This window comes from Bradyrhizobium sp. CCBAU 21365, from assembly GCF_015291305.1.
GTDB lineage: Bacteria > Pseudomonadota > Alphaproteobacteria > Rhizobiales > Xanthobacteraceae > Bradyrhizobium > Bradyrhizobium elkanii.
The window spans coordinates 3,078,955-3,105,838 of the sequence record NZ_CP030036.1 but is presented as its reverse complement, the minus strand read 5'-3'; the positions used below and the strand labels follow the sequence as shown (position 1 = coordinate 3,105,838).

The window sequence follows — 26,884 nt, the reverse complement described above, 5'->3', positions numbered from 1 at the left end:
ATTCAGTTTTCTTGTTGGGTGAACTTGAAGCCGCGCGACGAGTGTGATGCAAGTGGAATTTTCTTCCGCTTGACGGAATTAGCGAGCGTATGACCGAAATTGCTGCTCAGCGCGAAGCGAGGCTTGTGCAGCTAATTGCAGGTGAGTTGCGCTTCGAACCAGTGTTGCACTGAGTTCGACAATCGCGGCCATGCGCGCAAGACATGCGCGTATGTGGCCGCGCTCGCACGGGCGATGTTACGCAGTTCCTGCTCAATGGCGGGAAAGTCAACACCGAGGCACCGGCCGGCCTTGGCGACGGTGCGACCATCGACCACAAGCTCTGAGATCAGCGACGCATTGCCGCGTGCGAACAGGAGGTCGAGCGGATCGGCATCGAGAATCTGATCACGCTCGAGGCGGTCGAGATCGATGCCGACGAAATCGGCCGGCGCACCGACCGCGAGCTCGCCGGCTCCGGGCGCGCCGGTGGCACGGCGGCCGTTGCGGATCGCGAGCGCGAAGAACTCCTGAGCTGTCCAGGTGCGCTTGAAGCCGAGGCCGCCGTGCATCATCTGCACCAGCCGCATCTCGCGCAGCACGTCGTCATCCTCATCGAGCGCCAGGCCATCGACGCCGACCGCAATCCCGCAACCGCAGGCGTGCGCCGCGGCGATCGGCGCGAGCCCGGAGCGCAGATGCAGGTTGGAGGAAAAATTGGTGACGATGCGCGCGCCCGACGCCGCGATCATCTCGAGCTCGTCGGGCCGAGCGTGGATGCAATGCGCGAGCGTCAGCCGCTCCGAGAGGAAGCCGATGTCGCGGAGATAGCGGACGATGCCGCCGGGAAAATGCCGATCGGCCCAGGCGCGCTGGTAGATGGTCTCGAGCAGATGCATGTGAATGCGGCGGCCGGTCTGCGCCGAGTTCTCCGCGACCGCCTGCAGCAGCGGCTTCGAGCACCACTGCACCCCGGCCGGCCCGAGCTGCACATCAATCTTCGGCCCGCCGATCGCCGCCGCGATGGCGTCGGTCAGCTCGATATAGGCCTGCGGCGACATCGGGGCGCGAACGAAGAGATCCTCGATCGTCTTGCGGTCGTGGGCCGGAAGACCTGACAGCACCGCTTCGCTGTCGCCATAGACGATCGGGTTCTGGTCGCGCACGGCGATCGCAAAGGCGATGCGGATGCCGACATCGGCGGCGGCGCGCGCGATCGCCCTGGCCTCCTCGACCAGCGGCATGGTGCCGCTCGGGCGGGTGTAGTGCACCATCATCGCGGCGCAGCCGGCCTGCGCTGCGCGGGCAAACGCCGAAGCCGCGGAGAGATAGGGATCGACCGGCGTGCCGACCACCGTGCGCAGGAGCCAGCTCTCCAGCGGCATGCCGATCGCGCCGAAGCTCGACGCGCGCGGACGGGCGTGGTCGTGGGCGTTGACGAAAGCGGGGAGGACGAAGGAACGCGAGCCTTTCGCCGGGCTCGCGGCTTCGGAGATATCGGTGATGACGCCGTCGGCGTGACGGAGCACGGCGTGGTTGCGGATGCCGTGGTCAGCACCGCAGAACAGACGGGTTGCCGTGACGTCTGCTGTCATGGTCATCCTCTCATTACGGCCTGCTTCACCTCTCCCGCTTGCGGGGGAGGTCGGATCGCATCGGAGATGCGATCCGGGTGGGGGCTCTCACCACAATACGACTCGTGGATAGAGCCCCACCCCGGCCCTCCCCCGCAAGCGGGAGAGGGAGCAAACCTCCGATGCGGCCGGAGCTCGGCCTCGCTCAATCAATTCGCCGTATACACCAACTCCCTCTCTGCGCGCGGCGGCAGGAATTCCCGCGAGAACACTTCGGCCGGGGCCGGCGTGCGGGCGAGCTGGTAGCCTTCGACGATGAAGCCGATGGCGCGGGCCATGCGGTCGTCCCTGACGTCGCCGATGCCGATGTCCTTCATCTCCGGCGAGACGATCAGCTTCTCGAAGGAATATTGCAGCCGGCGCTTCTCGACATCGACATTGATCAGATTGTCATAGTTCAGCGCCGCCTTCATGGCCGCGTTCTGGTCCTTGGCGACCGCGATCGCGCCCCTGTTGATAGCGCGGACGAGGCCGGCCACCGCCTTCGGGTTCGACGCGATCAGCTTGCGCGAGACCATCACGCCGTTGGAATAGAGGTCGAGCCCGTAATCGCCGAACGAGAACCATTTGAAGTCCTTGTCGGGATCCTGGCGGTTCAGCACCAAATTGAAATAGCTCGTGATGTTGAACACCAGCGCGGCGTCGATGTCGCCCTTGATCAGCATCGGCTCCTGCAGATTCGGCGCCATGTTGGAGACCTTGATCTTCTCGCCGTCGAGCCCGTTCTTGTGCACGAACACCGGCAATAGCCGCGTGGTCGGCGTGCCCTGCGCGCCGCCGAGCGTGTGGCCCTCGAAATCCTTGATCGTCTTGATGCCGCTCGAGTTCTTGGCGACGATCGCGAATGGCGGCTGGTTCCACATCATGTAGACCATGACCGGCGCATCCTGCGGCTTGGTCGCGGCGTTCTGGATGATCGCGTTGACGTCGCCGAAGCCGGCGTCATAGGCGCCCGACATGATGCGCGTCACGGTCGCGCCGGAGCCCTCGCCCTGGTCGATCACGACGTTGAGGCCCTCCTCTTTGAAGTAGCCGTTGTCCTTGGCGTAGAAGAACGCGGCGTCCGAGCCTTGCGTCTTCCAGCCCAGCGTGAACTTGATGGTGGTGTCCTCGGCGCGCGCAGGACCGGCGATCAGGGCCAATCCCAACAGCGCGGCGCTTACTTTTCTCAGCATCGAGATCTCCTTAAGCTTCATTGCTTGACGGTCGACGAAGTGTCTCAAGTGGCGATGACATTGTCCTTGCGTGTCGCCCAGCCGGTGACCTGACCCTCGATCAGCGAGAACAGGACGTAGAGTGCGACGCCGAGGCCGGCGAGCACGAACAGCCCGGCGAACACCAGCGGCACGTTGAAATTGGAGGACGCGGTCATCATGACGTTGCCGATGCCGCGGTTCGAGGCGACGGTTTCCGACAGCACCGCGCCCACGAAGGCGTAGGAGACCGCGACCTTCAGCGAGGCGAAGAAGAACGGCATCGTTCGCGGCAGGCCGACATTCCACAGGATGTCGAACTTGCTGGCGCCGAGCGCCTTCAGCACATCCTCGAGCTCGGGCTCGGTGGTGGCGAGGCCGGTGGCGATGTTGACGACGATCGGGAAGAAGCAGATCGACAGCGAGGTCAACACCGCCGGCACGGTGCCGGAGCCGAACCACAACACGAAGATCGGCACCACGGCGACCTTCGGGATCGACGAGAAGCCGACCAGCAGCGGATAACAGGTGTCGTAGGCGGTTTTTGACACCCCGATCACGGCACCGAGCGCGACGCCGAGCGCCACGCCGAGCACGAAGCCGATCATGGTGGTGACCAGGGTCTGCACGATGTGCGGCCACAGGATCGGGAATTTCTCGAACAGCGTGACGAAGATCTGCGACGGCCGCGGCAACACGAGGTCCGACATCCCCGTCATCAGGCAGAACAGCTCCCAGGCGACGAAGAACAGCACGATCAGCGCCGCGGACCAGGCCTTCTGCCTGATATCTGACACGGACATGGTCAGACTCCCTCTCGCGCGGCGGTGCGCGCATCGACAATGAAGGCGCGCAGCTTCTGGTTAAGCGCGACGAAATCCGGCTCGAAGGTCATCGCCACGGTACGCGGACGGGCGAAATCGACCCTGGAGTCGTCGAGGATGCGGCCGGGCCGCGCGCTCATCACGCAGATGCGGCTGGCGAGGAAGCCGGCCTCGCGCAGATCATGGGTGACCAGCAGCACGGTCGGCCTGTGGGTCATCCAGAGCTGCTGAAGGATTCCCCACAGCTCCTCGCGGGTGAACTGGTCGAGCGCGCCGAACGGCTCGTCGAGCAGCAGCATGCGCGGCTCGTGAATCAGCGCGCGGCACAGATTGGCGCGCTGGAGCATGCCGCCGGAGAGCTGCCAGGGATAGCGGCCGCCAAAGCCCTTCAGCCCGACCTGCTCGAGCAGCGCATTGGCCTTGTCGCGGAACTCGGTCTTGCGCAGCTTGCGGAATTGCGAGCGGAACGGCTTGACGATCTTCAGCGGCAGCATGATGTTCTTTTCGATCGTCATCCACGGCAGCATGGTCGGGTTCTGGAACGCCATGCCGACCCGCATCGCGCGCGCCGCAACCTCGCGGCCGCCGACGATGACGACGCCGGTGGTCGGCCGCGCCAGGCCGGAAACCAGCCGCAGGATGGTGGACTTGCCGCAGCCGGACGGGCCGACCAGCGCGACGAACTCGCCGTCGGCGATCCGCAGCGTGGTTGTCGACAGCGCCGGCACGGCGCGGGCGCCGCGGCCGAAGGTCACAGAGGCGTCCGACAGCTCGATCGCGGTCGGCGCGGATCCGGCGGCCATCGGCTCGCCGGCAAATTCGGAGTTTGGTTGCATGCGCATCACGAGCAAAGTGCATGCAAGCCAGATGCCAGCGGCGGCCGCGTTGAAAATCAAGGGGATCACGCGCTCCGCGCCTCAGAGGCCGGATTCCTTTTGGGCAATCCGCGGCTCAAACTGCATGCAATTCGAGCGCCCGATTGCTTTGGCGGTATGATAAAGAGGCGTTCGAAGCACCTTCGAGAGGGATTCGCGGCAATGGCGGGGCGGGCCGACAGCAGCAAGACGGCTGAATCGTCAGACAAGGTCAGCGTGATCTGCCGCGCGCTGCGGCGCGCGATCATCGAGCAGGCGCTGGAGCCCGGCGCCAAGCTGCCCGAGGATTCGCTCGGCGAGCGCTTCGGCGTCAGCCGCACCATCGCACGGCATGCGCTCGGGCAATTGGCGGCGGAAGGCCTCGTCGAGCTGCGCCGCAACCGCATTGCCGTGGTGGCGACGCCGAGCTGGCAGGAGGCGCGCGACGCCTTCGATGTCCGCATCGAGCTCGAGCGGCTGGTGGTGCGGCAGCTCGCGGGCAAGCTGACCAAGGCGCAGATCGCCGAGCTCACCGCCCATGTCGACGCCGAGGATCGGGCCCGCGACGGCACCGACGCGGTGTCGATCCGGCTCGCCACCGAATTCCACATCCTGCTTGCCCACATGACCAGCAGCCCTATCCTGGTGCGCTATGTCAGCGAGGTCGCCTACCGCTGCTGCCTGACGCTGTCGCTCTACAGCCGGCCGCATTCGTCGGAATGCGCGATCAACGAGCACCGCGCGATCATCGCCGCGCTGGCGAAAGGCGACGTCGACAAGGTGATGGGGCTGATGCACAGCCATCTGGATTCCGTGGCGAACCGTGCGCTGGTCGCGCCGAGCCCGCAGCGCGGGCGCGACCTGCTGGACATTCTGGCCCCCTATGCCGACGAGGCAACCGGCGAAAAGGTGGTGAAGCTGCCGAAGGCGGCGCGGCGCTGACGCTCCATCACCGTCATCCTGAGGAGGCCGCAACGCGGCCGTCTCGAAGGATCGACGGCCACCGGTCGGGCCGTGCATCCTTCGAGACGCGCTACGCGCTCCTCATGATGACGGGGATACAAGGTTGCTTCCCCTACGCCTCGATCCCCCGCCGCACCAAAATCCGCTCGGCGCTGTCGTTCCAGACGTCCATCTTGACGATCTGCCCGCCCCGCACCACGAAGCGGTCGACATAGCGGTTGCCTTCGAACGGCGTGCCGTCGGTCCATTCGCCGTAGAGCGTGCCGACGCTGTAGACGACGGTCTCGTCCGTGCCAGGGCAGACATCGAAGCGGTCCATCTTCTTCTTCACCCAGCGATAGCGCTTCGCATTGAAGGCAGTCGGCCCGCGCGGATGGTCGAATTCGCGCCCGCCGGTGAAGGTGATCACCGTGCCCGGCTTCATATAGGCCGCGGCCGCATCCGGATCGGGAATCATCGACGCCGTCAAATAGGCCTCGACGATCTCTGCGTCGGACATGGGGCGGGCATCGGCTTTGGCTGGTGCGGACATGGGGCCTCCGGAGATAATCAGGACTCTACAATCTGGCCGCCAAAGTGTATGCATATTTTTTAGACAATCGAACCATAAAACTGCACACAATCTGGTGCTGCCGGATCCCCACCCCTCCGCTAGGCTGAAACCATCCTGATGTTTGCTCGCCGATGATCGCGAAACCTGCCTTTGACCTCGTCTTCCGCAATGCCGTGACGCGCAGCTCCGCCGCCGCGGTCGATATCGGCATCGCCGGCGGCAGGATCGCCGCGATCGCGCCGCGCCTCGTGTGCGAGGCGGTCGAAGTCGACCTCAACGGCCGGCTGGCGTTGCCCGGCTTCGTCGACACCCATATCCATCTCGACAAGGCCTGCCTGCTCGGCCGCTGCGGCCACGATCACGCCAGCCTCAGCGAGGCGATCCGCGCGGTGTCGGCGATGAAGCGCGACTTCACGGTCGAGGATGTCTATGCGCGCGGCTCAAAAGTGATCGAGCGCGCGATCACGGCGGGCACCACGCGGATGCGGACGCATGTCGAGATCGACCCGCGGATCGGGCTGCGCGGCTTCGAGGCGGTAAAGGCCTTGAAACGCGACTATGCCTGGGCGCTCGACCTCTCGCTTTGTGTCTTCCCGCAGGAGGGCCTGATCAACGATCCCGGCGCCGACGCGCTCTTGGTCGCGGCGCTCAACGACGGTGCAGAGGCGGTCGGCGGCTGCCCCTATGTCGACAGCGACCCGAACGCGCATATCGCGCGCATCTTCGACCTCGCGCAGGAGTTCGACGTCGATGTCGACCTGCATCTCGATTTCGACCTCGATCCCTCCTGGTGGCACATGGAGGAGGTCTGCCGGCAGACCGAGCGGCGCAACTATCACGGGCGCGTCGCCATCGGGCACGCGACCAAGCTCTCCGCGCTGCCACCCGAGCGTCTGAAGGCAGCGAGCACACGCCTCGCCGAGGCCGGTGTCGCGGTCACCGTGCTGCCCGCGACCGACCTCTATCTGATGGGACGCGACGCCACCCATAACGCGCCGCGCGGGCTGACCGCCGCGCACCGGCTCGTCGCCGATCGCGTGCTGTGCTCGGTCGCGACCAACAATGTGCAAAATCCCTTCACGCCGTTCGGCGATGCGTCGCTGCTGCGGATGGCCAATCTCTACGCCAATGCGGCGCATGCCGGGATCGGCGAGTTCGACGCCTGCCTCGATCTCGTCACCGACCTGCCGGCGCGGCTGATGAACCTCAAGGATTACGGCATCGCGGTCGGCAATCCCGCCGACATCGTCGTGCTCGATACCGACAGCGGAACCAACGCGATCGCCGAGCTGCCCGACGTGCTGATGGGCTTCAAGCGCGGCCGCAAGACCTTCGAACGCCAGCGCCCGACGCTGTTCCGGCCGTAGACCCGAACACTCCCTCCCCGTCATCCTGAGGTGCGAGCTCTTGCGAGCCTCGAAGGATGCACGGCCCCATGAGATCCGCGCGGAAGGAGCCGGGCCGTCGCCCTTCGAGACGCGCGCGAGAGCGCGCTCCTCAGGGTGACGGTCGAGCACTGGCGCCGATGTGCCACAGCACCAACCTGCGCGCATTGTCGCCTTGCCCTGGCGCGAATTGACGCCCTCGCCGATCCGTTGTTGAACGTCCCCAATACCAACAAACAGCCGGGCAGGAAACCATGAGCAAATCCACCATAATCAAAAGCGTCGAAACGCTCGCCTGCGATGCCGGCTGGCGGAATTATCACTTCGTCAAGGTGACGACGACGGACGGGCTGGTCGGCTGGAGCGAATATGACGAGGGCTTCGGCGCGCCCGGCGTGACGGCGGCGATCGAGCGGCTGTCGGCGCGGGTTGTCGGCAAGAACGCGTTTGAGCACGAGCGGATCTATGCCGAGCTGTTCGCCGCGACGCGCCCTGCCGCCGGCGGCGTGGTGGCGCTGGCGCTAGGCGCGATCGAGAACGCGCTGCTCGACGTCAAGGCCAAGGCGCTCGGCGTGCCCTGCTACGACCTGCTCGGCGGCAAGATCCGCGACCGGGTGCGGGTGTACTGGTCGCATTGCGCGACCTGGCGCATCAATCATCCCGACTGGTACAAGCCGGCCATCACCGATCTCGACGGCGTCAAGGCGATCGGGGCCGAGGTGCGCGAGAAGAAATTCACGGCGATGAAGACCAACATCTTCGTCTACACCGACGGCAAGCCGCAAGGCTGGCGCCCCGGCTTCGGCTCGCCGTTCCAGCCCGAGATCAACATCGACCGCACTGTGCTGCGCAATCTGTGCATGCATCTGGAGGCGATCCGCGACGGCGCAGGGCCGGATGTTGATCTTTTGCTCGACCTCAACTTCAACGCCAAGACCGAGGGCTATCTGAAAATCCTGCGCGCCATCGAGAAGATGGACATGTTCTGGGTCGAGATCGACACCTTCAACCCGCAGGCGCTCGGCTATATCCGCCGCCAGAGCCCGCACCCGATCTCGTCCTGCGAGACGCTGCTGGGCCTGCGCGAGTTCCTGCCCTATTTCACCGAGCAGGCGATGGACGTCGCGATCATCGACACGCCGTGGAACGGGGTCTGGCAGTCGATGAAGATCGCCGCCGCCGCCGAGCATTTCGAGGTCAACGTCGCGCCGCATAATTTCTACGGCCACCTCTGCACCATGATGAACGCGCATTTCTGCGCCGCGGTGCCGAACCTGCGCATCATGGAGACCGACATCGATCGGCTGGCCTGGGACCACGAGCTGTTCACCCACGTGCCTGAATTCGTCGACGGCCATCTCGTGATCCCGGATCGGCCGGGCTGGGGCACCGAGCCGAACGAGGAAGGCCTGCGCGCGCATCCGCCGAAGAACAAGGGCGGGCTGTTGAATTATGGATTGAAGAAGTAGGCCGTCAAACTGCCAGACCCGTCATCCTGAGGAGCGGCGCCTTCGCCGCGTCTCGAAGGATGCACGGCCACAGTCGGGCCGTTCGCCCTTCGAGACGGCCGCTGCGCGGCCTCCTCAGGGTGACGGTCGTAGAGTAGGGTGCCCTCAATTATCCTCGCGCACCGCCGTGAACGCGCTGTCGATCACGTCGCCGATCGGCTGCCAGGCATTGCCGTCGAACTGCACCAGCCGCATCTGCTTGATCGGGCGGAAGTCCTTCGGTCCGGTGTTGATCACGATCCCGGGCAGCGCGATCGGGCTCTGGTAGTCCTTCAGCGACGCGGCCTGCCGCATGATGTTCTCGCGCGACAAATCGTCGCCGCACTGACGCAGCACCTGCATCAGCGTATCCGCAGCGGCGTAGCCGAACACGGCGTAGATGTCGTCCTTGTCGCCGTCAGGATAATACTTGTCCATGAAGGCGAGCCACGCCTTGATCTGCGGATCGTCCTTCCAGGACGCATCGCCGGCATCCTTGAGGAACGAGGTCGAGATCACGCCCAGCGAATTCTGCAGGCCTGCCGGCCGCAGCGCGCTGGCGATCGAGGCCGACGCGTTGTCGAGGATGAACACCGGATGCCAGTCGAGGTCGGCGGCGACGCGGATCGCGCGCGCCGCGATCGCCGGCGCGCCGTCGAACACCAGGATGTCAGCGCCGGAGTTCTTCAAAATTCCGATCTGGTTCTGGATCGCGGTCTCCGACGCATCGAAGGCGAGATCGGCGACGATCATGCCGGCGGTGTCGCCGAGCCCTTCCTGCAATCCCTTGAACAGGTCGCGGCCGAACTGATCGTTCTGCCAGAGCACTGCGATCTTGCGCGAGGGATAGGCCGCCTGGATGTAATTGGCGTAGATCCGCCCCTCGGCGCGGAAGGTCGGCTGCCAGCCCATGGTCCAGGGAAAGGTCACAGGATGCGCCCACGCCTCGTCGCCGGAGGCGACGAACAGCTGCGGCACCTTGTTCTCGTTGAGGTACTTCCGGACCGCGAGATTGCTCGGTGTGCCGAACGAGCCGAACATCAACAGCACGTCCTGCTTCTCGACGAGATCGCGGGTCTGCTCCATCGCGGTCTTCGGATTGGAGCTGTCATCGACCGAGACGAACCTGACCTTGCGGCCGTTGATGCCGCCATGCTCGTTGACCATGTCGAAATAGGCCGCCTCCGCCCGCCCGATGGTCGCGAACGCGGCCAGCGGCCCGGTGTAGGGCATGACGTTGCCGATGCGGATCTCGTTGCCGGCCGCCGTCTGCGCCTGCTGCGCGCGCAACGGCGCCGCCGCGAGGACAGCTGCGAGGACGAGGGATATCGAAAGCGCAGTTTGTCTTTTTGTTTGCATCAACATCGCCACAAACGCCGGCGGCTGGCCGGCGCTCCTCCCGAGCGAGCGGAGTTTATCGCCCAAGCCAATGCCGGAAAAATGAAATGTTGATGGCGAAGGCAGGCCTTCTTTCACCTCCCCCCGCAAGCGCAGGGCAATCGCATATGGCAGCGAAAAGCTTGGCGGCGCTATTTCCACATCGTCATGGCCGGGCTTGTCCCGGCCATCCACGTCTTTTTCGCGCGGAAACCAAGACGTGGATGCCCGGCACAAGGCCGCGCACATGCGATAGCTCTGCCCGCAAGCGGGAGAGGGAGCGCAGTTCCGACTTGGCGATCAGCGCAATGTTATGTCGAGCCAGCCGAGCGGGTTGACGGCGACGCGGTCGCCGCTGTCGACCAGGACGGTCGTGGTTTCGGCCTCAATGATCGCAGGACCGGCCAGCGCTTGGCCTGGCTTGAGATCGTCGAGCGCGTAGACCGGCACCTCGCGCCATGCACCGAACCAGGCCTGCCGCTTGCCGCGCGGCGCGCAGGGCGCAGCCGAGCTGGCCTTTCCGGCATCACTGCTGCCGCGCGCCACCTTGCCGACCGCGGCGACGCGGGCGTTGACGAACACCACCTCCTGGCCGCGCGAGGCATAGGTGTAGAGCTCCTCGTGGCGGCGATGGAAGCGCTCCTCGATCTGCGCCACCAGGTCGGCGGCGCCGAGATCGAGCTCGCCGAGCGGGACGTCGATCTCGAACACCTGCTCGCCGTAGCGCATCTCGGCCGAGCGCTCGATGGCGATGTCGCCCTTGAACCAGTCGCGCAGCCGGCCGGCGGCCTGCGCCTCCAGCCCGGCGAACAGCGCCCTCACCTCATCGGCGGAAATCCGGCCCGTGCCGTAATGGGTGCGGCTGACCTCGTAGCGCAGATCGCTGGTCAGCATGCCCCAGGCCGATAGGACGGATGCGACCGTCGGCACGATGATGCGCTTGATCTCGAGTTCGCGCGCGACTTCGGCGGCGTGCATGCCGGCGGCGCCGCCGAAGCTGAGCAGCGCGAATTTGCGGGGATCGACGCCGCGGCGCAGCGTCATCAGACGGATGCCGTCGGCCATCTTCAGATTGATCATCTTGTAGATGCCGGCGGCAGCCTCGATCCGCGACAGCTCGAGCGCTGCGGCGATCCGGTCCACCGCCGCTTCCGACGCCGCACGGTCGAGCGGCCGCGCACCGCCCATGAAGGCCGCGGCATCGAGATAGCCGAGCACGACATTGGCATCGGTGACGGTGGCGGCCGTGCCGCCATTGCCGTAGCAGGCCGGCCCCGGCACCGAGCCCGCGCTCTCCGGCCCGACCCGCAGCGTGCGGCCGCCGTCGACGCTCGCAATCGAGCCGCCGCCGGCGGCGATGCTGGCGATATCGAGGCTGCGCAGCGCAATGCGCTGGCCGGCGAGCATGCCGTCGGCCGACAGCGAGGCCTGGCCATCTGCGATCAGCGAGATGTCGGTCGAGGTTCCGCCCATGTCGAACGGCACGAGATCGGGAATTCCGAGAAGATCCGCGCAGCGGCGGCTGCCGGAGATGCCGCCGGCCGGCCCCGACAGCACGGTGCCCGCGGCGAGCCGCGAGGCTTCCTCCACCGGCGCCATGCCGCCATGCGACAGCACGACGAACAGCGAGCCCGCAAAGCCGGCTTCCGCGAGGCTGCGCTCCAGATTGGTGAGATAGCGCCGCACCGTCGGCGCGACATAGGCGTTCACGATGGTGGTCGAGACGCGCTCATATTCCTTGATCTGCGGCAGCACATCGCTCGAACGCGACACGCTGACGTCGGGCAGCTCCTTCGCCAGCCGCTCGACGGCGGCGAGCTCATGCGCCGGGTTGAGATAGGCGTGCAGGAAGCAGACCGCGACCGAATTCGCACCCGAACGTTTCACCTCGGCGAGGACATCGCCGAGCGCTGCGGCATCGAGCGCAACCGCGGCGCTGCCGTCGGCCTTCAGCCGCTCGCGCACGCCAAAGCGGCGCTCGCGCGGCACCAGCGGCTCCGGCGGCGGCGTGCGCAGATCGTAGCGGTCCGGCTTCAGCCCTTCGCGCATCTCGACGACATCGCGGTGGCCTTCGGTGGTCAGCAGCGCAACTTTGGCGCCCTTGCGCTCGAGCAGCGCATTGGTCGCGACCGTCGTGCCGTGCACCAGGCGATCGGTCGCGGCGAGCATCGCCGCACGCGTCACGCCGAGGCGGCGCGCCAGCTCTTCCAATCCCGCCATGACGCCGATCGACTGATCGGCCGGCGTGGACGGCGATTTCGCAAAAACCGTGCGCCCGGTTTTGTCAGTTGCAACCAGGTCGGTATAAGTGCCGCCGACGTCGACCCCAATCGTATACATCGCTGCCCTACACCGCTTTCGAAACCAAACCTTGCGCAAGGTCGCGCGCCCGCGCTTCCGCCGAGCGCTTCTCGGGTGGCCCCCAGCCGCCGCCGCCGGAGGAGCGGATCTCGAGGCAGTCGCCGGGGCGCAGCTCGATGCCGACTTCTTTCGTCTTCAGGACGCGCGGCTCGCGTCCTTCCGAGAGCAGCCGGTAGTGGTGCGGCTTGCCGTCTTTGCCGCCGAGCATGCCGCAGGGGCCGTGGCGCGCACCGTCGCCGGCGGTGTTGCCCTTGGCCGGCTTTTGCGTCTCCAGCACCATGTCGAGCGCCACGCCGAGCCCGCCGCGATGCTGGCCGTCGCCGCCGGAGTCCGGCCGGAATTCGTGCTGGCGGAAATGCAGGGGGAAGCGCACTTCGGCAACCTCGATGCTGCCGAATTTGAGCCCGCCGACCGAGTGCCATTCGCCGATCGACGAATAGCCGTCGCCGCCCGGCGATGCGCCGCCGCCGGGCCGCGCCTGGAACATGTGCCAGATGAAATTCCGTCCGTTGCGCGGGTCCTCGCCCTGGATCGCGATGCGGAAGCGGCGGCCCCACCCGCCCATCACGCGATCCGGACAGGACGCCGACATCGCCTTGATGATGGCTTCGACGATCTCGTTGGAGGGATGGCTGGTGCACAAAGTGACGGGACGGCCGGGATCGGCCCAGACAATCGTGCCCTGCTTCGCCACCACTTTCAGCGGCCGCAGCGCGCCGGTGTTCTTGGGAATGTCGGCGTCGATCAGATAGGCGAAGGCCATCGCGACCGCGGCCTGCATGTTGGCATGTGAGGAATTGACGAAGCTGGTCGACTGCGGATCGGAACCGGTGAGATCGACCTCGATGTCACTGCCCTTCTTCGTCACCTTGGCGGCGATCTTGATGTCGGTGCGGCCGTGGCCGTCATCGTCGAGCAGCGCCTCGCCGTAGAATACGCCGTCCTTCCAGGCGGACACCACGGCGCGGGTCTGCTGCTCGGTCGCGTCCAAGATCGCCTCGATCGCGGCTTCGACCGTCTCCGCGCCGAACTCGCTGAACAGTTTGGAGACGCGGCGTTCACCGAGATGCGCGGCTCCGAGCATCGCCGCGAGGTCGCCGCGGAATTCACGGGGGTTGCGGATGTTCAAAGCCAGCAGATCGAGCAGGTCCTCGCGCGGCTTGCCGGCCTCGTAGAGCTTGATCGGCGGAATGCGAATGCCTTCCTGATAGATCTCGGTGGCGGCCGGATTGTAGGCGCCGTGGGTGGCGCCGCCGATGTCGCTCTGATGCGCGCGCACGATGGTCCAGAGCAGCCTTTTTCCCCCGTCGAATACCGGCACGAAGGCGGTGAGATCGGGCAGATGGCTGCCGCCCTGATAGGGATCGTTGAGCAGGATGACGTCGCCGGGCGCGACATCCTTGAAGCGCTCCTCGACCGCGAGCGTCGCCCAGGGCAAGGCGCCGACATGAACCGGAATGTGGTCGGCCTGCGCGATCAGCCGCCCGTTGGTGTCGCAAATCGCCAGCGAAAAATCGCGGCTGGAATTGAGGATCTGCGAATAGGAAGTGCGAAGCATCGCTTCGCCCATCTCCTTCACGATCGACGACAGGCGGTGCTGGACGACGGAGCGGGTGATCGGATCGATCTTGGCGGACATTTTTGCCCTTGTGGGCGCATGGGATTGCGCAGAGAGGACCGGGAACCGGTCGATCGGGACCGGATTTCCTCTTATAGCCAGCGGCTCGCCGTTCGCAAATCGGGCCGGTTCGGCCGGACCGGACCATTCCGTCGATCAGCAAGTCGTGATCGACAGGAAGCGACCTGGCGACGGAATAGAACTCGCGCTGCTGCGTCCCACCCATGCAAGCCGGCCCCGAGGCCCAATGCCGAGGCCGGACCGCTCGGGCTTCCCCGACAACTCCCAGGGTGACGCAATGCTTCCTCGATTCCTCAGACCCGGCCTCGCGCCGCTCGCCGCGGCTGCGCTGCTCGCCGTCGCCGCCGCGGCTGCGTTCGCGCATGACGACCATCATCCGGCCCAGAGCGCACAGACGGCCGAAGAGAGCGCCTTCCTCGCCGAAAACGATGCGGCGATGACCAAGATGATGAACGACATGGCGGCCAAGCCGAGCGGCGATATCGATCGCGACTTCGTCGCGATGATGGCGCCGCATCATCAAGGCGCGATCGACATGGCGGTGATCGAACTCCGCTACGGCAAGAACGAGCAGCTGCGCCGGATCGCGCAGGAAATCATCGTCGAGCAACGGCAGGAGATCGACGCCATGAAGCTCGCGATCGGCGATCCGGTCACGGCGTCCGCGCCCGCCCCGACGCAGCCGGGCCCGGCGCCCGCCGCCGCTCACGATCATATGAACATGTCCCACGGAATGAAGAACTAGGAGTTTGGAGCGATGAACCGTCATATCCTGAAAAGCCTGCTGGCCACGACCGTGCTGGCGATGTCGAGTTCCGCCTTCGCCGGCCAGGCGCCGGGCGCTGCATCTGCGCCCGACATTCCGATCAGCCATCACGACCGCGTCTACGCCGCCGAGCAGTTCTCGAACACGGTGTCGGTCACCGACCCGGTCGACAACAAGTTGCTCGGCGTGATCCGGCTCGGCGACCCGCAGCCGGGCAATTTCAGTCCGCTCTACAAGGGCCAGGTGCTGGTCCACGGCATGGGCTATTCGCCCGACCACCGCACGCTCGCCGTGGTCTCGATCGGCTCGAACTCGGTGAGCTTCATCGACACGGCGACCAACTCGGTCAAGCACGTCACCTATATCGGGCGGTCGCCGCACGAGGCGTTCTTCACGCCCGACGGCAAGGAAGTCTGGGTCACCGTGCGCGGCGAGAACTACATCTCGGTCATCGACGCGCAGAGCTTCAAGGAAACGACACGCATCGAGGTTCCCGCGGGACCCGGCATGCAGATCTTCTCGCCCGACGGCAAGTACGGCTACATCTGTTCGTCGTTCAATCCGGAGACTGACGTGGTCTCGGTCGCAGACCATCAGATCGTCGCGAAAGTGAAGCAGGAGAGCCCGTTCTGCCCGAACATCGCGGCGACCCCGGATGGCGACCAAGTGTGGTTCACGCTGAAGGATGTCGGCCGGACGCAGGTGTTCAACGCCAAGCCGCCGTTCAACCCGATCAAGACCATCGACACCGGCCCGATCACCAACCACGTCAATTTCGCCAGGACCTCAAAGGGGACCTTCGCCTATGTGACCATCGGCGGCACCAACGAGGTCAAGGTGTTTCGAACCGATGATTTCTCGCAAGTCGCGACCATCCCCGTCGGCAATCTGCCGCACGGCGTCTGGCCGTCCGGCGACGGCACGCGGATCTATGTCGGTCTCGAAAATGCCGACGCGCTGGCCGCGATCGACACCGCGACCAACAAGGTGATCGCCAACATCCCGATCGGCCAGGCGCCGCAGGCTATTGCGTATGTGCCGAACGCCGCGCCAAATCCGGATGACCGCCAGAACCTGCAAGGTCTCGGCGTCGCCGGCCAGGCCGCTCACCTCGCGCTCGCACCGAAAAAGGAAGCCAAGGGCGAGAAGCCGCCGACCAGCGTCTCGCTGTTCGATCAGGGGCTGATCCAGGTGCTGCAGGCTTCCGTGACCGGGCTCGAGCCGAAGCAGCGCTACGTGCTGGGATTGGCCGAACACGCCGACGGCGGCGGCATGGTGGAGCCGCTGGCAGCCTTCATGACCAATCCGGCCGGCTCCGCGATCGTCAACGCGGCCGGCCCGATCCGGCAGATCGTGCAGAGCGCGGCCAGGACCGAGCGGCGTTACCTCGTCATCGCATCCGGCGAACCGGCGAAACTCGGCGCGGTCGTGCAGGTACAAGCGCCATGAGCGACATGCTGCACCTGGTCGAGCCGCTGATACCCGCCTTGCGGCGGTATGCGCGGGCCCTGGTCCGCGACCACGCGGCGGCCGACGACCTGGTGCAGGATTGCCTGGAACGCGCCGTCATCCACTGGGAGCAGCGGCGGTCGGACAATCCGCGCCCGTGGCTGTTCGCGATCCTGCATAATCTCGCCATCAACCAGTTTCGCCGCGCAACGGTGCGCGGCGTTCATGTCGCGATCGACGAAACCAACGAGGATTCGTTCGGTCAGGAAGCGGCGCAGGAGCACAAGGTCATGTATCGCGACGTCATGGCGAAGCTTGCCAAGCTTCCGCATGACCAGCGTGCAGTGCTGCTGCTCATCGGCGTCGAGGATTTGTCCTACGCCGATGCCGCGAAGGTGCTTGGCGTGCCCATTGGCACGGTGATGTCACGCCTCGCGCGCGCCCGCGAGCGGCTGCATCACGAACTGGAAGGGACGCCCGGCGACCTGGATCATAATGTCGTGCAATTGCGGAACAAGACATGAGCAACCGACCCATTACAGAAGACGATCTGCACGCCTATGTCGATCGCGCGCTCGAACCGGAACGCGAGGCCGAAGTCCGAGCCTATCTGGACAAGCATCCGGACGTGGCCAAACGCATCGCCGCCTACTCCGATGAGCGTAATCTTTTGCGATCGGCGCTGCTGCCGATCGCCGAGGAGCCGCTGCCGCCGCGGCTCAACCTCGCCAGGATGATCGAGAGCCCGCGCCGTCGTCCTTCGTCGTTGCGCTGGGCCATCGCGGCGATGCTGATGCTCTCGATCGGTGGCCTCGGCGGATGGATGATCCGTGGCGCAACGCTTGCGCCAGCCGGCGGGCTCGCAGCGCTCGCTGAGGAGGCAAGCGATTCCTACAAGGTGTACGCCTCCGATCACACAAGGCCGGTGGAGCTGCGTGACAGCACCGAGCTTGTGCAATGGGTCTCCAGCAGGTTGCGTCAACCGGTCAAGCTGCCGGATCTCACCAAGTCGGGATATCGTTTGATGGGCGGACGGGTAGTGCCGACCGCACATGGTCCTGCGGCCATGTTCATGTACGACGACGATCGCGGCGAGCGGCTTGTGGTTCTCACCCGCCCGATGACGTCAGACCGGAACGCGCCGATGGCCGCTCATTCGGGGGACGATATCGCGGGTTTCTCCTGGGCCGACGGCGGCACGGGCTATAGCCTCGTAGGGCCACGCGGAGTGGATTCCCTGCGGCCGCTTGCCAACGAGATTCGCAAGCAGGCGCAGACGATCTGATCGGAACGGCGCGCTAAAGCATGATCCGGAAAAGTGCGAAGCGGTTTTCCGAAAAGATCATGCTCAAACAAAGAGCTAAGGCGCGATGACGATTCAACCCAATCTCATCGCGCTTTAGGGCCTGGTGTAAATCAGGAACAGCACGATCCCGATCACCAGCGCGCCGGCGATGAACAGCAGCACCGCGGGCAACCCGAACAGCGCGGCGACGCCGGCGGTACTCGATTGCAGCAGCGCCGCGCCGAGGAAGAACGCGAGGTTCACCGACGACAGCGCCTTGCCGGTGTTCTGGGCCGCGACGAGCTGCCGCGTCATGCCATAGATCAGCGGCTGCGCCGACGTCGCGAGCCCGATCAGGATCAACAGCACCAGGTCATATTGCGTCGGCATCACGGCGACGCCGAACAGGTTCGAGACCGGGAAATGCGGTGCACCGGCCGCCATCAGGACGAGCAGCAGCGCGGCGATGGCGTGCGTCACCGCCACCATGGCGCGGCGGTGCCCGAACTTGCGATCGAACGCGCCGATGCAAGCCGGGCCGACGATCATCGCCAGCGTGAACAGGCCGAGCACATTGCCGGCCTCGATCCGGCTCAGCCCTTTCTCGTCCATCAGCCACGGCCCGCCCCACAAGCCGCGCAAGGTCAGCGAGGCGCCGAGCGACACCAGCGACAGCGCGATCAGGCCGCGCAGGCCACGCGACAGGCCGAGCCGGAGCACCTCGGCCATCTGGTGCAGCGGCGAGGAATCATCCGCATGCGCGGCGGGCTGCCGCGGCACCAGCGCGAACACCGCGATCAGCACCACAATGCCGAAGCCGGCCGAAACCCAGAAACCGGCGCGCCAGCCGAACTGATCGACCACGAAGGCCAGCGGGCTTGCCGACAGCAGCATCCCGATATTGCCGATCGAGAGGATCAGGCCGGACCACAGGCCGAACTTCGCCGCCGACATCTGCTTGGCCGCGAGCGTCATCGGGCACATCAGCATGCCCGATGTGGCGACGCCGAGCATCAGCTGGCCTAGCACGAAGCTCGCGGGCCCCGTGGCGAGCGCCGAGACCAGCGTTCCGATCACGGTCCCGGCGAGCAGGCTCAGCGACACCGGCCGCACCCCGAAACGATCCATCGCGGCGCCGACCGGGATTTGCGAGGCGGCGAAGGAGAAATGATAGATCGAGGTGAGGCTCGCCAGCGCCTGCGGCGAGGTGCCGAAATCCGACGCCATCAGATCGAGGCTGATCGCCGGGATGGTCCGCAGCAGCGTCGACAGCATGTGGCCGGAGGCCAATGCCAGAAGTGCAAGCACCAGGGCGCGGAACCCGATCCCCGCCTCTTCCTTCGTCACCACGCCGTCCACGAATCGCCTCTTCCCCGAGCGGTTTGGCGACGGGCGTAACATTATTGGGCGGATGGTGCCAAGTTTGAGGGGCAGCGCGATTTCGCGCCCATCGTCTTCGCCTCTCCCGCTTGCGGGGGAGGCCGGATCGCATCGAATGATGCGATCCGGGTGGGGGCTCTCTCCACGATACGACTCGCGGCGAGAGCCCCCACCCCGACCCTCCCCCGCAAGCGGGAGAGGGAGCGCACCTATGACGCGGTAACGTTCTTCGTCCTACTGCCTATGGAACACCAGCGTGCGCAGCTCGATGCTCTCGCGCGGCGCGGCGTCCGCGGGCGTGGTGGGATCGACAAACGCCGTGTGCGGCCCGAACCGCGTGCGGCCGTCGGTCGCCGAGTCGTAGCATTTCAGCAGGATCGCCTCGTCCGGCGTCATCTCGGGAATGTAGAACCAGCGGTGGTTCGGATTGTACTTCACCGAATAGGTCTCGCCGCTGCGGTTCGGATAGATCAGGTCGGAGGCAATCAGATCCTCCGGCGCCACTGTCGTGCCGTCGGCCATCGCAAGCGGTGAGTCGCGCAACGGACCGCGGATCGGGCGCCACAGATTGATCACCTGGACGCGGCCCTTGACGAGTTGCTCGGCCTCGTCGGGCAGGTGCTCGAATACCCGGTTGCGGCCCGAGGCGGCAGTCTGGTCGACATGGACGCGGGTCGCGGGCTGGCGCGGTCCGCCGCCGCGAATATCCGCTGCACCCTCGACGCGCTTGCGCACGGTGTGATCGAAGATGAAAACACGATCCGCCTTCAGCGTCGCCTTCAGGAAGGCTTCGACGGCGGGGTAGTAGACGTTGCGGACTTCGTTGTCGTCGTAATAGTCCTTGACGCTGGTCGGATGCTTGACCAGCGCAAAGCCCTCGCGGTCGAGCGAGAAGCTGTCTGATATCAGCCGCCCGTCAAAGATCGGAACGTTGTGGGCTTCGGGCAGCGCGGTGGATTTGGGCTCGCCGGGCGGCGGATCGAAGGCGTAGGTCCGGGGCTTGCCCGGCGTCGGCGCGAGATAATTCAGTTCAGCGGTCACAAACGGCAGCGACTCGATGCGAGTTTGTTGAAGGCCCATGGTGATCTCCCGGACTCGATTGTTCGTGCTTTAGATCTTGGCGGCGCCGGGCGCAGTGGCAAGGCCGCGGCGAAAATAGCAACGTTGCGGTTTTGGAATGTGCCAAACGGGGAAAATCCTTGCCGCGCGGCAGCCCGCGGACGAATGGATGTTTTTGAGATCACGGGTTCGTTAGCGGAGGCATCTGCTCACGGGGAGTGGGTGCGTAGCGAAACGGCGGAAGACATTGCTCCACGTCATCCTGAGGTGCGAGCGCAGCGAGCCTCAAAGGATGCGTGGCCCCGCTCGTGGCCGTCGCCCCTTCGAGACGCCGCTTCGCGGCTCCTCAGGGTGACGGGAAAGGGTCCGTCGCATGTTGCGCGTGATCACGCGCAATGCCTAGAGCCCCGCGCCCTTCTCCACGGCCGCGCCAAACGACCGGTCGACGATGTCGGCGGCGTTGATCTTCTGCCTGATCAGGCCCCAGCGGTCGTAGAGGTCGATGGTTTTCTGCTCGTCGGCCACCACGCTGTCGTCAATCGGCGCGATGCGGATCTTGGCCCGCGTCAGCCAATTGAGCGGCACCACGGGCGGGATGTTCATCAGCCTGCCCCAGGTCGCGGCGTAGCCCTCGACATTGTTCTGCGACCAGGCGCGCGCGGCCGCCAACCGTCGCACGAAATCCTCGAGCTCGGCGCGCTTGCCCTTGATCGCATCGGGCGTTGCGACCTGGAAGCCGAGGCCGGGCGTGATGCCGTCCGCCGTGATGACGCGGCGCGACTTGAACAGCACCTCTTCCTGGCTGACATAGGGTTCCCAGGTCGACCAGGCGTCGACCGCGCCTTGCGTGTAGGCGACCTTCGCGTCCGACGGCGCGAGAAACACGATCTGCACGTCGCTCGCCTGCCAGCCCTTCGATTCCAGCGCCGCCAGGATCAGCTGATGGCCGATCGAGCCGCGGCCGGTCGCGATCTTCTTGCCGCGCAAATCGTCGAAGCTCTTGATCGCGGAATTCTCCGGCACCACGACCGCGAGCCCGTCGCGCGACTGCCGCACCGCCGCGATCGCCTTGACCGGAATTTTGGCGGCGGCCGCAAAGGTGAACGGGGCGTCGCCGACCAGGCCGGTGTCGATCGCGCCCGCCCCGAGCGCCTCCAGCAGCGGCGCCGCCGCGGCGAACTCCTTCCACTCGATCCTGTAGGGGACGTCCTTGAGCACACCGGCCGCTTCCATCACGGCCTGCGAATTGCCCTTCTGGTCGCCGACGCGCAATGTGGTCTGCGCGGCGGCGCCATCGACGGCGGCGAGCGCGAGCGCTGCCGCAACAATGAGACGGATCATTCGGCGGCAATCCCCCGCTGCTGGTCGCGCGCGTCGATCAGCTTGCGGGTCAGCGGTATCAACGCCCGGCCATAATCGATCGCATCGACCAGCGGATCGAAGCCGCGGATCAGGAAGTGGCTGACGCCGAGATCGTAATAATCGCCGAATACCTCGGCGACCTGCTCCGGTGTGCCGACCAGCGCCGTGGTGTTGCTGTTGGCGCCCGTCAGTTTGGCGATCTCGGTCCACAGCCGCTTGTCGATGCGCGTGCCCTGATCGGCGAGTGCCAGCAGCCGCTTGGCGCCGTCGGTCGCGTGGTTGGGACGGCGATAGCCGGTCTGGTCCTGCAGCGCGGTGGCGCGCTCGAGGATGTGCTCCGCCTTCGCCCACGCCTTCTCCTCGGTGTCGGCGAGGATCGGCCGCACCGACAGGCTGAAGCGCGGCGTCGGCCTTCCGTGCCTGGCCGCTGCCGCGCGCACCCGCGCGGTGACGTCGCGCACCTGCGCGTAGGACTCGCCCCACAGCGCGAAAGTATCGGCGTGCTTGCCGGCGACCTCGACCGCGGCGTCCGAGCCGCCGCCGACGAAGGTGTAGATGCCGCCCTTCTGCAACGGCTTCACCTGCGAGAAGCCGTTCTCGACGTTGTAATACTTGCCGCTGTAGTTGAACGGCTTCTCGCTGGTCCATTCCAGCCGCACCACGTCGAGGAATTCGCTGCTGCGGGCGTAGCGCTCGTCCTTGTCGTCGAGCGTGTTGCCGTCCTGGCGCAGCTCGATGGCATTGCCGCCGGTGATGACGTGCAGCGAGACGCGGCCGCCATAGAATTGATCCAGCGTCGCGAGCTGGCGCGCCAGCAGCGTCGGCGCGGTAAAGCCCGGGCGCTGCGCGATCATCACCTTGAGCTGCTTGGTGATGGTCAGGACATGCTGCGCGACCTGCAACGCATCCGGCGTGGTGGAGTGGAACGCCAGCAGCGCGCGATCGAAGCCGGCGAGCTCATGGGCCTTGGCCACCGTCTCGATATAGGGCGGATCGAGTACCGGGCCGGCGCGGACGATGGTCTCGGAGGCATTGTTGTTGGTGATGAAGCCGATGAACTCGACCGGCATGACTGACTACTCCGTTGTTGTTGGCTGTTGTTTTCAGACGCCCAGCGCGGAGCGTCCGGCGGAGACACGGGTGGCATCGTCTTGCGGGGTATGGACGCGGCCGCACAGCACGTCACGGTAATACCGCTCCAGCGGATTGGTGCGCGACAGGCCGTGATTGCTGGTCAGCGACAAGGCATCCTCCACCACTGCCGCGGCGTTATTGGTCACCGTCAGCTTGATGATGTTAGACTCGATCGCGGACAGCTGGAAGCCGTTATCGAAATCGGCGGCGAAGCTGTCGATCAGGCGGGCATTGACCGCGAGCCGCGCCTCGATCGCGCCGACGACCTCCTGCATCCGCGGCAAGGTCGCGAGCGGCGCGCCGAGATTGGCGGGCACCCGCTTCTTCAGGAATGTGACCAGCCAGTCGCGGGCGGCGCGGGCGATGCCGTCATAGATCGCGGCGACGAAGATCGCATGCACGGTCGCCTGGGTGACGTCAGGAACCTTCCAGTCGTCGGGCCTGCGCACGTCGATCTCGTAATCCAGCGGAAACACCACGTCGTCGAAGATCACGGTGTGGCTGCCGCTGGCGCGCAGGCCGAGATGATCCCAGGTTTCCTCGATCCGCGTTCCCGGCAACCCTGCCGGAACCAGAAACAAGCCGACACGGGTCTCCGGCTCGTCGGTCTTCGCCCAGACCGAATACCATTTCAGGATCGGCGCGCCGGTCGAATAGATCTTCTTGCCGGTCAGCCGCCAGCCGGTCTCGGTGCGGCGCGCCGTCGTGGCCGGCAGGCCGCCGCGCGCCGGCGAGCCGAGTTCGGGCTCGACGCGCAATGCGTTGATCAGCGCCACGCCCTCGACCGTTTCCTTGGCGAGCTTGCGCGACAGACGTGCCGGCCACCGCGTGCTGCGCGCCATCACCAGATGCTGGATGTAATGCATCGACAGCACCAGCGCGGTCGACGGATCGGCCTTGCCGATGATGCCGAGCACGCGCGTGGCGTCGCGGGCGCCCGCTCCGCCGCCGCCGAGCGCCGCCGGCACGGTCAGCGCCAGCAGGCCTTCGCCCGACAGATCGGCGAAATTCTCGAACGGAAAGCTGGCGTCGCGATCATGCGCCGGCGCACGCGCGGCAAGCACCTCGGCGAGCCGCAGCGCGCGCGCGATGTGCTCCGGCGCATTTGCCGGCGGCAGCTCCCTCGCCGCAGATGTCACCATGTCGCCTCCAGTCCGAGCAGGCCGAGGATCTGCTTGCGCAGTTCGGCGAGATAAGGATCGCCGCGATGCCGCGGATACGGCCGGGCGACGGCGATATCGGCCTTAATCCGCGCCGGCCGATCGGAGAGCACGATGACGCGGTTGGCAAGCACCAGCGCCTCCTCGACGTCGTGGGTGACCAATAGCGTGGTGAAGCCCTTGCGCTGCCACAGCGCGACGAGCTCGGCCTGCATCGCTATCCGCGTCAGCGAGTCGAGCTTGCCGAGCGGCTCGTCGAGCACCAAGATCTTCGGATCATTGACCAGCGCGCGCGCCAGCGCCACGCGCTGCGCCATGCCGCCGGACAGCTGGTGCGGATAGGCATTGCGGAACGAGAACAGGCCGACCAGCTCGATGACGTCATCGACGCGGTGGCGCTGCGCCTTCAGGATGCCCTGCGCTTCGAGGCCAAGCGCGACATTGTCCCACACCGTGCGCCACGGAAACAGCGTCGGATCCTGGAACACGACCACGCGCGACGGATGCGGGCCGGCGATGCGGACTTCATCCTCGCGCAGCGTGCCCGCGCGCGGCTTTTCCAGCCCCGCGACCAGCCGCAGCAGGGTCGACTTGCCGCAGCCGGACGGGCCGAGCAGCGCCACGAACTCGCCCGGCGCGATCGAGAGATTGACATTGTCGAGCACCGGCAGCGTGGCGCCATCGATATCGAAAGCGTGGCTGACGCCTTCGACATCGAGCTCGGCGCCGACCGCAGGATAGGTGATTGCCTCAGTTGCGGACTGCACTACCATTTGACGACGCCCTTCTGCCAGACGAGCAGGCGGTCGCGGGTGCGGAACAAAAGCGTGATCGCACCGGAGCAGAGCAGCGACATCACGATCAGCGCCGCATACATGTTGGCATAGGCCGCCCAGCCCTGCGCCCATTGCAGGTACCAGCCGAGCCCGGCCTTGACGCCGATCATCTCGGCGACGACGAGCACCGCAAAGGACGAGCCGAGCCCCATGAACAGGCCGACGAACACATGCGGCAGCGCGGCGGGGATTGCGACCTTCAGCACCAGGAACGATGGCTTCGCGCCGAGCGTGCGCGCAACGTCGTAATAGGCGCTGCTGACGCTCGCCACCCCCGACCAGGTCAGCACCGTCACCGGAAAGCCCGTGGCGAGCGCGATCAGAAAGGTCGAGGCGCTCCAGCTCGACGGAAAGGTGAAGAAGGCGATCGGCAGCCAGGCGGTGGCCGGCAGCGGACCGATGAAGCGCAGCACCGGATGCACCCAGTAACCGATCTTCTGCGACCAGCCGATCGAGACGCCGGTGATAAAGCCGACGGTTGCGCCGATGAGGTAGCCGCCGAGCTGCAGCTTGATCGAGGCGAACACGCTGTCGAGCAGTTTTGGCAGATCGTCGGTATAGACTTCGAGGATCGACTGCGGCGGCGGGAAGAACGGCAGCGGCAGCCAGGCAAATTTCGCGGTGGCGACCTCCCACAACGTCACGAAGGCGCCGAACGCCACCAACCACGGCGCGCGCTTGCGCAACGCCTGTCCGGCGCCGCCGAGATAATCCGCGCTGAATGTGCCGAACAGGATGAAGGCGGCGATGACGATCGCGCCGATGCCGAGCGATCCGGTTCGCGACCAGTCGCCGACATCGGGCCAATAGAGGCATGAGAGGCCAAAGGCGAGCCAGACGAGGCTCGCCGCAAGGCCGACACCGTAACTGCCGGAAAGGTCCGAGAACGTGACCGCCGCGCGTGGCGCGGCCGCGGCCGTCGTGTCAGACACTGAATACGTCGACATAGATCCGCTCCGCGAATTTGGCCGTGTCGGTGCTCTGCTTGAACACCTGCACCGTCTTGAGGTCGTCGGCGTAGCCCTTCAGCTCGCGCTTGAGCACCTCGCCGGTCGGATGATGGTGATGCGTGTGGTAGCGTGCCATTGCCTCGAGATCAGCGAGGCTCGCCGCCTTCGGCGCATAGGGCTGAAACGATTTCGCCGCCTTGTCCGGGTTCTGCGAGGTGAACATCGCCGCATCGAGCAGCGCCTGGGTGATGGCGCGCGCGACTTGCGGCTCTTCCCGTACCAAACTGCCGCGCAGGCCGACGATGCAGCAGCTCTTGTCGCGGTATTCGCCGTCGAGGTTGGAGGCGACCTCCTTGTATTGCGCATCCTTCAGCCAGAGATAGGCCAGCGGGTCCGACGACAGGAAGGCCTGCACCTCGCCCTTCTCGACCGCGACGTTGAGCAGATTGCCGGGATAGGCGCGCCAGTCGACGTCCTTGATCGGGTCGATGCCGAGCTTGGCCAACTGGATCGAGAAGAAGTTCTTGTCGGGACCGGCGAGATCGCCGACCGCGACGATCTTGCCCTTGAGATCGGCGAGCTTGTCGACCCCGGAATTGGTGCGGGTCAGGACGCGCATGCAGCCGCCATGGGTGCCGGCGGCGATCTTGACGTCAAAGCCCTGTTCCAGCGGCTTCAGCCAGCGCAGCGCCATGCCGAGACCGGCGTCGCTCTTGCCGGTGGCGATCGCCTCCAGCAGCTGGTCGGTCGAGCCCGAATAGTTGACCAGCTCGACGTCGAGATTCTGCTTCTGGAAGAAGCCGTGGTCGATCGCGACCGGCAGCGGCGCAAGGCAGACCGCGCCGGCGTTCCAGGACAGCTTCAGCTTGCGCGGCGCGCCGGTCAAAACCGGCGCATCGGACGCGGTCTTGCAGATCGGAAATTCGGAGAAGTCGATCGCCGGCGCGATCGGACGCGGCGCGAAGGCCTGCGCACTATACGCCCCGATCGGCGCGGCAAGGGCCGCGGCGGCGCCGGCACGCAGCAATGTGCGGCGATCCATCACCGTCTTCTTGTTATCTCTCGACATCATCACTCCTGCATTTCGGCAAGGCTCCGCCCCGCGCGCAAAGCGTGTCTGCGCGCCCCGTCGTTCGAAGCTCATGGTTTCAGAAAAAAGCGGATTTCTCCGGCTATTGCACTCAAAGCAACATGCAAATGATGCGGCGCGACAAGTTCATCGTCAATGAAATGGAATTTCGAATGTTGTCGGCG

General features: G+C 65.8%; 23 protein-coding genes. 7 read left to right on the top strand and 16 right to left on the bottom strand.

From position 1 onward, the window contains the following. Window positions 1–131: 131 nt before the first annotated feature. The 4 genes from XI02_RS14265 to XI02_RS14250 all read right to left on the bottom strand — a co-directional run bounded on the left by XI02_RS14265 (window position 132) and on the right by XI02_RS14250 (window position 4,466). A complete protein-coding gene (locus XI02_RS14265; RefSeq protein WP_172648304.1) occupies window positions 132–1,574 on the bottom strand; it encodes an amidohydrolase family protein in 1,443 nt (480 codons plus the stop codon). Between the two features lie 188 nt (window positions 1,575–1,762). Further along, window positions 1,763–2,788 carry an ABC transporter substrate-binding protein gene (locus XI02_RS14260; RefSeq protein WP_026192455.1) on the bottom strand — a complete coding sequence of 342 codons (1,026 nt, stop codon included), beginning with the start codon at window positions 2,786–2,788 and terminating at the stop codon, window positions 1,763–1,765. Between the two features lie 44 nt (window positions 2,789–2,832). After that, on the bottom strand, window positions 2,833–3,609 hold the full coding sequence (locus XI02_RS14255) for an ABC transporter permease (RefSeq protein WP_050425957.1): 777 nt from the start codon (window positions 3,607–3,609) through the stop codon (window positions 2,833–2,835). A 2-nt stretch (window positions 3,610–3,611) separates the two neighbouring features. Next, window positions 3,612–4,466, bottom strand: a complete 855-nt coding sequence (locus XI02_RS14250; RefSeq protein WP_244980720.1) for an ABC transporter ATP-binding protein — start codon at window positions 4,464–4,466, stop codon at window positions 3,612–3,614. A 201-nt stretch (window positions 4,467–4,667) separates the two neighbouring features. Here XI02_RS14250 and XI02_RS14245 point away from each other — a divergent pair, with 201 nt between their 5' ends. Continuing rightward, the gene (locus tag XI02_RS14245) at window positions 4,668–5,426 is read left to right on the top strand and encodes a GntR family transcriptional regulator (protein ID WP_172648306.1); all 759 of its coding nucleotides are present in this window, start codon (window positions 4,668–4,670) and stop codon (window positions 5,424–5,426) included. A gap of 133 nt (window positions 5,427–5,559) precedes the next feature. Here XI02_RS14245 and XI02_RS14240 read toward each other — a convergent pair whose 3' ends face one another. After that, entirely contained in the window at window positions 5,560–5,979 is a 420-nt protein-coding gene (locus XI02_RS14240) for a membrane protein (protein ID WP_018270419.1), read from the bottom strand. A gap of 152 nt (window positions 5,980–6,131) precedes the next feature. Here XI02_RS14240 and XI02_RS14235 point away from each other — a divergent pair, with 152 nt between their 5' ends. Together XI02_RS14235 and XI02_RS14230 are read left to right on the top strand one after the other, a co-directional pair. Continuing rightward, window positions 6,132–7,367 carry an amidohydrolase family protein gene (locus tag XI02_RS14235; protein ID WP_172648307.1) on the top strand — a complete coding sequence of 412 codons (1,236 nt, stop codon included), beginning with the start codon at window positions 6,132–6,134 and terminating at the stop codon, window positions 7,365–7,367. Between the two features lie 272 nt (window positions 7,368–7,639). Then, the gene (locus tag XI02_RS14230) at window positions 7,640–8,854 is read left to right on the top strand and encodes a mandelate racemase/muconate lactonizing enzyme family protein (protein ID WP_038379391.1); all 1,215 of its coding nucleotides are present in this window, start codon (window positions 7,640–7,642) and stop codon (window positions 8,852–8,854) included. A 144-nt stretch (window positions 8,855–8,998) separates the two neighbouring features. On the opposite strand, the gene XI02_RS14225 is transcribed toward XI02_RS14230, so the two are convergent. The 3 genes from XI02_RS14225 to XI02_RS14215 form a co-directional block, all read right to left on the bottom strand. After that, window positions 8,999–10,231, bottom strand: a complete 1,233-nt coding sequence (locus XI02_RS14225; RefSeq protein WP_026192454.1) for an ABC transporter substrate-binding protein — start codon at window positions 10,229–10,231, stop codon at window positions 8,999–9,001. Window positions 10,232–10,549: 318 nt separating this feature from the next. Next, entirely contained in the window at window positions 10,550–12,589 is a 2,040-nt protein-coding gene (locus tag XI02_RS14220) for a hydantoinase/oxoprolinase family protein (RefSeq protein WP_172648308.1), read from the bottom strand. 7 nt (window positions 12,590–12,596) lie between these two features. After that, the gene (locus tag XI02_RS14215; RefSeq protein WP_172648309.1) at window positions 12,597–14,249 is read right to left on the bottom strand and encodes a hydantoinase B/oxoprolinase family protein; all 1,653 of its coding nucleotides are present in this window, start codon (window positions 14,247–14,249) and stop codon (window positions 12,597–12,599) included. A gap of 277 nt (window positions 14,250–14,526) precedes the next feature. Here XI02_RS14215 and XI02_RS14210 point away from each other — a divergent pair, with 277 nt between their 5' ends. From XI02_RS14210 to XI02_RS14195, 4 genes are read left to right on the top strand one after another with little or no spacing between them, the layout of a single operon-like run. Next, on the top strand, window positions 14,527–14,994 hold the full coding sequence (locus XI02_RS14210) for a DUF305 domain-containing protein (RefSeq protein ID WP_018270414.1): 468 nt from the start codon (window positions 14,527–14,529) through the stop codon (window positions 14,992–14,994). A gap of 12 nt (window positions 14,995–15,006) precedes the next feature. After that, window positions 15,007–16,464 (top strand): YncE family protein, encoded by a 1,458-nt coding sequence (locus tag XI02_RS14205; protein WP_172648310.1) that lies wholly within the window; start codon window positions 15,007–15,009, stop codon window positions 16,462–16,464. Then, window positions 16,461–16,988, top strand: a complete 528-nt coding sequence (locus tag XI02_RS14200; RefSeq protein WP_172648311.1) for an RNA polymerase sigma factor — start codon at window positions 16,461–16,463, stop codon at window positions 16,986–16,988. The genes XI02_RS14205 and XI02_RS14200 overlap by 4 nt, the downstream gene beginning before the upstream one ends. Further along, window positions 16,985–17,749 (top strand): anti-sigma factor, encoded by a 765-nt coding sequence (locus XI02_RS14195; RefSeq protein WP_172648312.1) that lies wholly within the window; start codon window positions 16,985–16,987, stop codon window positions 17,747–17,749. Before XI02_RS14200 ends, XI02_RS14195 begins: the two co-directional genes overlap by 4 nt. 114 nt (window positions 17,750–17,863) lie before the next feature. Here XI02_RS14195 and XI02_RS14190 read toward each other — a convergent pair whose 3' ends face one another. The 8 genes from XI02_RS14190 to XI02_RS14155 form a co-directional block, all read right to left on the bottom strand. Next, window positions 17,864–19,099 (bottom strand): MFS transporter, encoded by a 1,236-nt coding sequence (locus XI02_RS14190; protein WP_172649207.1) that lies wholly within the window; start codon window positions 19,097–19,099, stop codon window positions 17,864–17,866. Between the two features lie 264 nt (window positions 19,100–19,363). Next, window positions 19,364–20,209 carry a CmcJ/NvfI family oxidoreductase gene (locus tag XI02_RS14185; protein WP_016843130.1) on the bottom strand — a complete coding sequence of 282 codons (846 nt, stop codon included), beginning with the start codon at window positions 20,207–20,209 and terminating at the stop codon, window positions 19,364–19,366. 378 nt (window positions 20,210–20,587) lie between these two features. Next, window positions 20,588–21,529 carry an ABC transporter substrate-binding protein gene (locus tag XI02_RS14180; RefSeq protein WP_172648313.1) on the bottom strand — a complete coding sequence of 314 codons (942 nt, stop codon included), beginning with the start codon at window positions 21,527–21,529 and terminating at the stop codon, window positions 20,588–20,590. After that, window positions 21,526–22,620, bottom strand: a complete 1,095-nt coding sequence (locus XI02_RS14175) for an LLM class flavin-dependent oxidoreductase (RefSeq protein ID WP_172648314.1) — start codon at window positions 22,618–22,620, stop codon at window positions 21,526–21,528. The genes XI02_RS14180 and XI02_RS14175 overlap by 4 nt, the downstream gene beginning before the upstream one ends. Window positions 22,621–22,653: 33 nt before the next feature. Beyond that, window positions 22,654–23,826: an acyl-CoA dehydrogenase family protein gene (locus XI02_RS14170; RefSeq protein ID WP_172648315.1), complete on the bottom strand. Its 1,173-nt coding sequence runs from the start codon at window positions 23,824–23,826 to the stop codon at window positions 22,654–22,656. Beyond that, entirely contained in the window at window positions 23,820–24,617 is a 798-nt protein-coding gene (locus XI02_RS14165; RefSeq protein ID WP_172648316.1) for an ABC transporter ATP-binding protein, read from the bottom strand. Before XI02_RS14165 ends, XI02_RS14170 begins: the two co-directional genes overlap by 7 nt. Further along, entirely contained in the window at window positions 24,611–25,627 is a 1,017-nt protein-coding gene (locus XI02_RS14160) for an ABC transporter permease (RefSeq protein WP_069277727.1), read from the bottom strand. The genes XI02_RS14165 and XI02_RS14160 overlap by 7 nt, the downstream gene beginning before the upstream one ends. Further along, entirely contained in the window at window positions 25,605–26,699 is a 1,095-nt protein-coding gene (locus tag XI02_RS14155) for an ABC transporter substrate-binding protein (RefSeq protein ID WP_172649208.1), read from the bottom strand. The genes XI02_RS14160 and XI02_RS14155 overlap by 23 nt, the downstream gene beginning before the upstream one ends. Window positions 26,700–26,884: the final 185 nt, after the last annotated feature.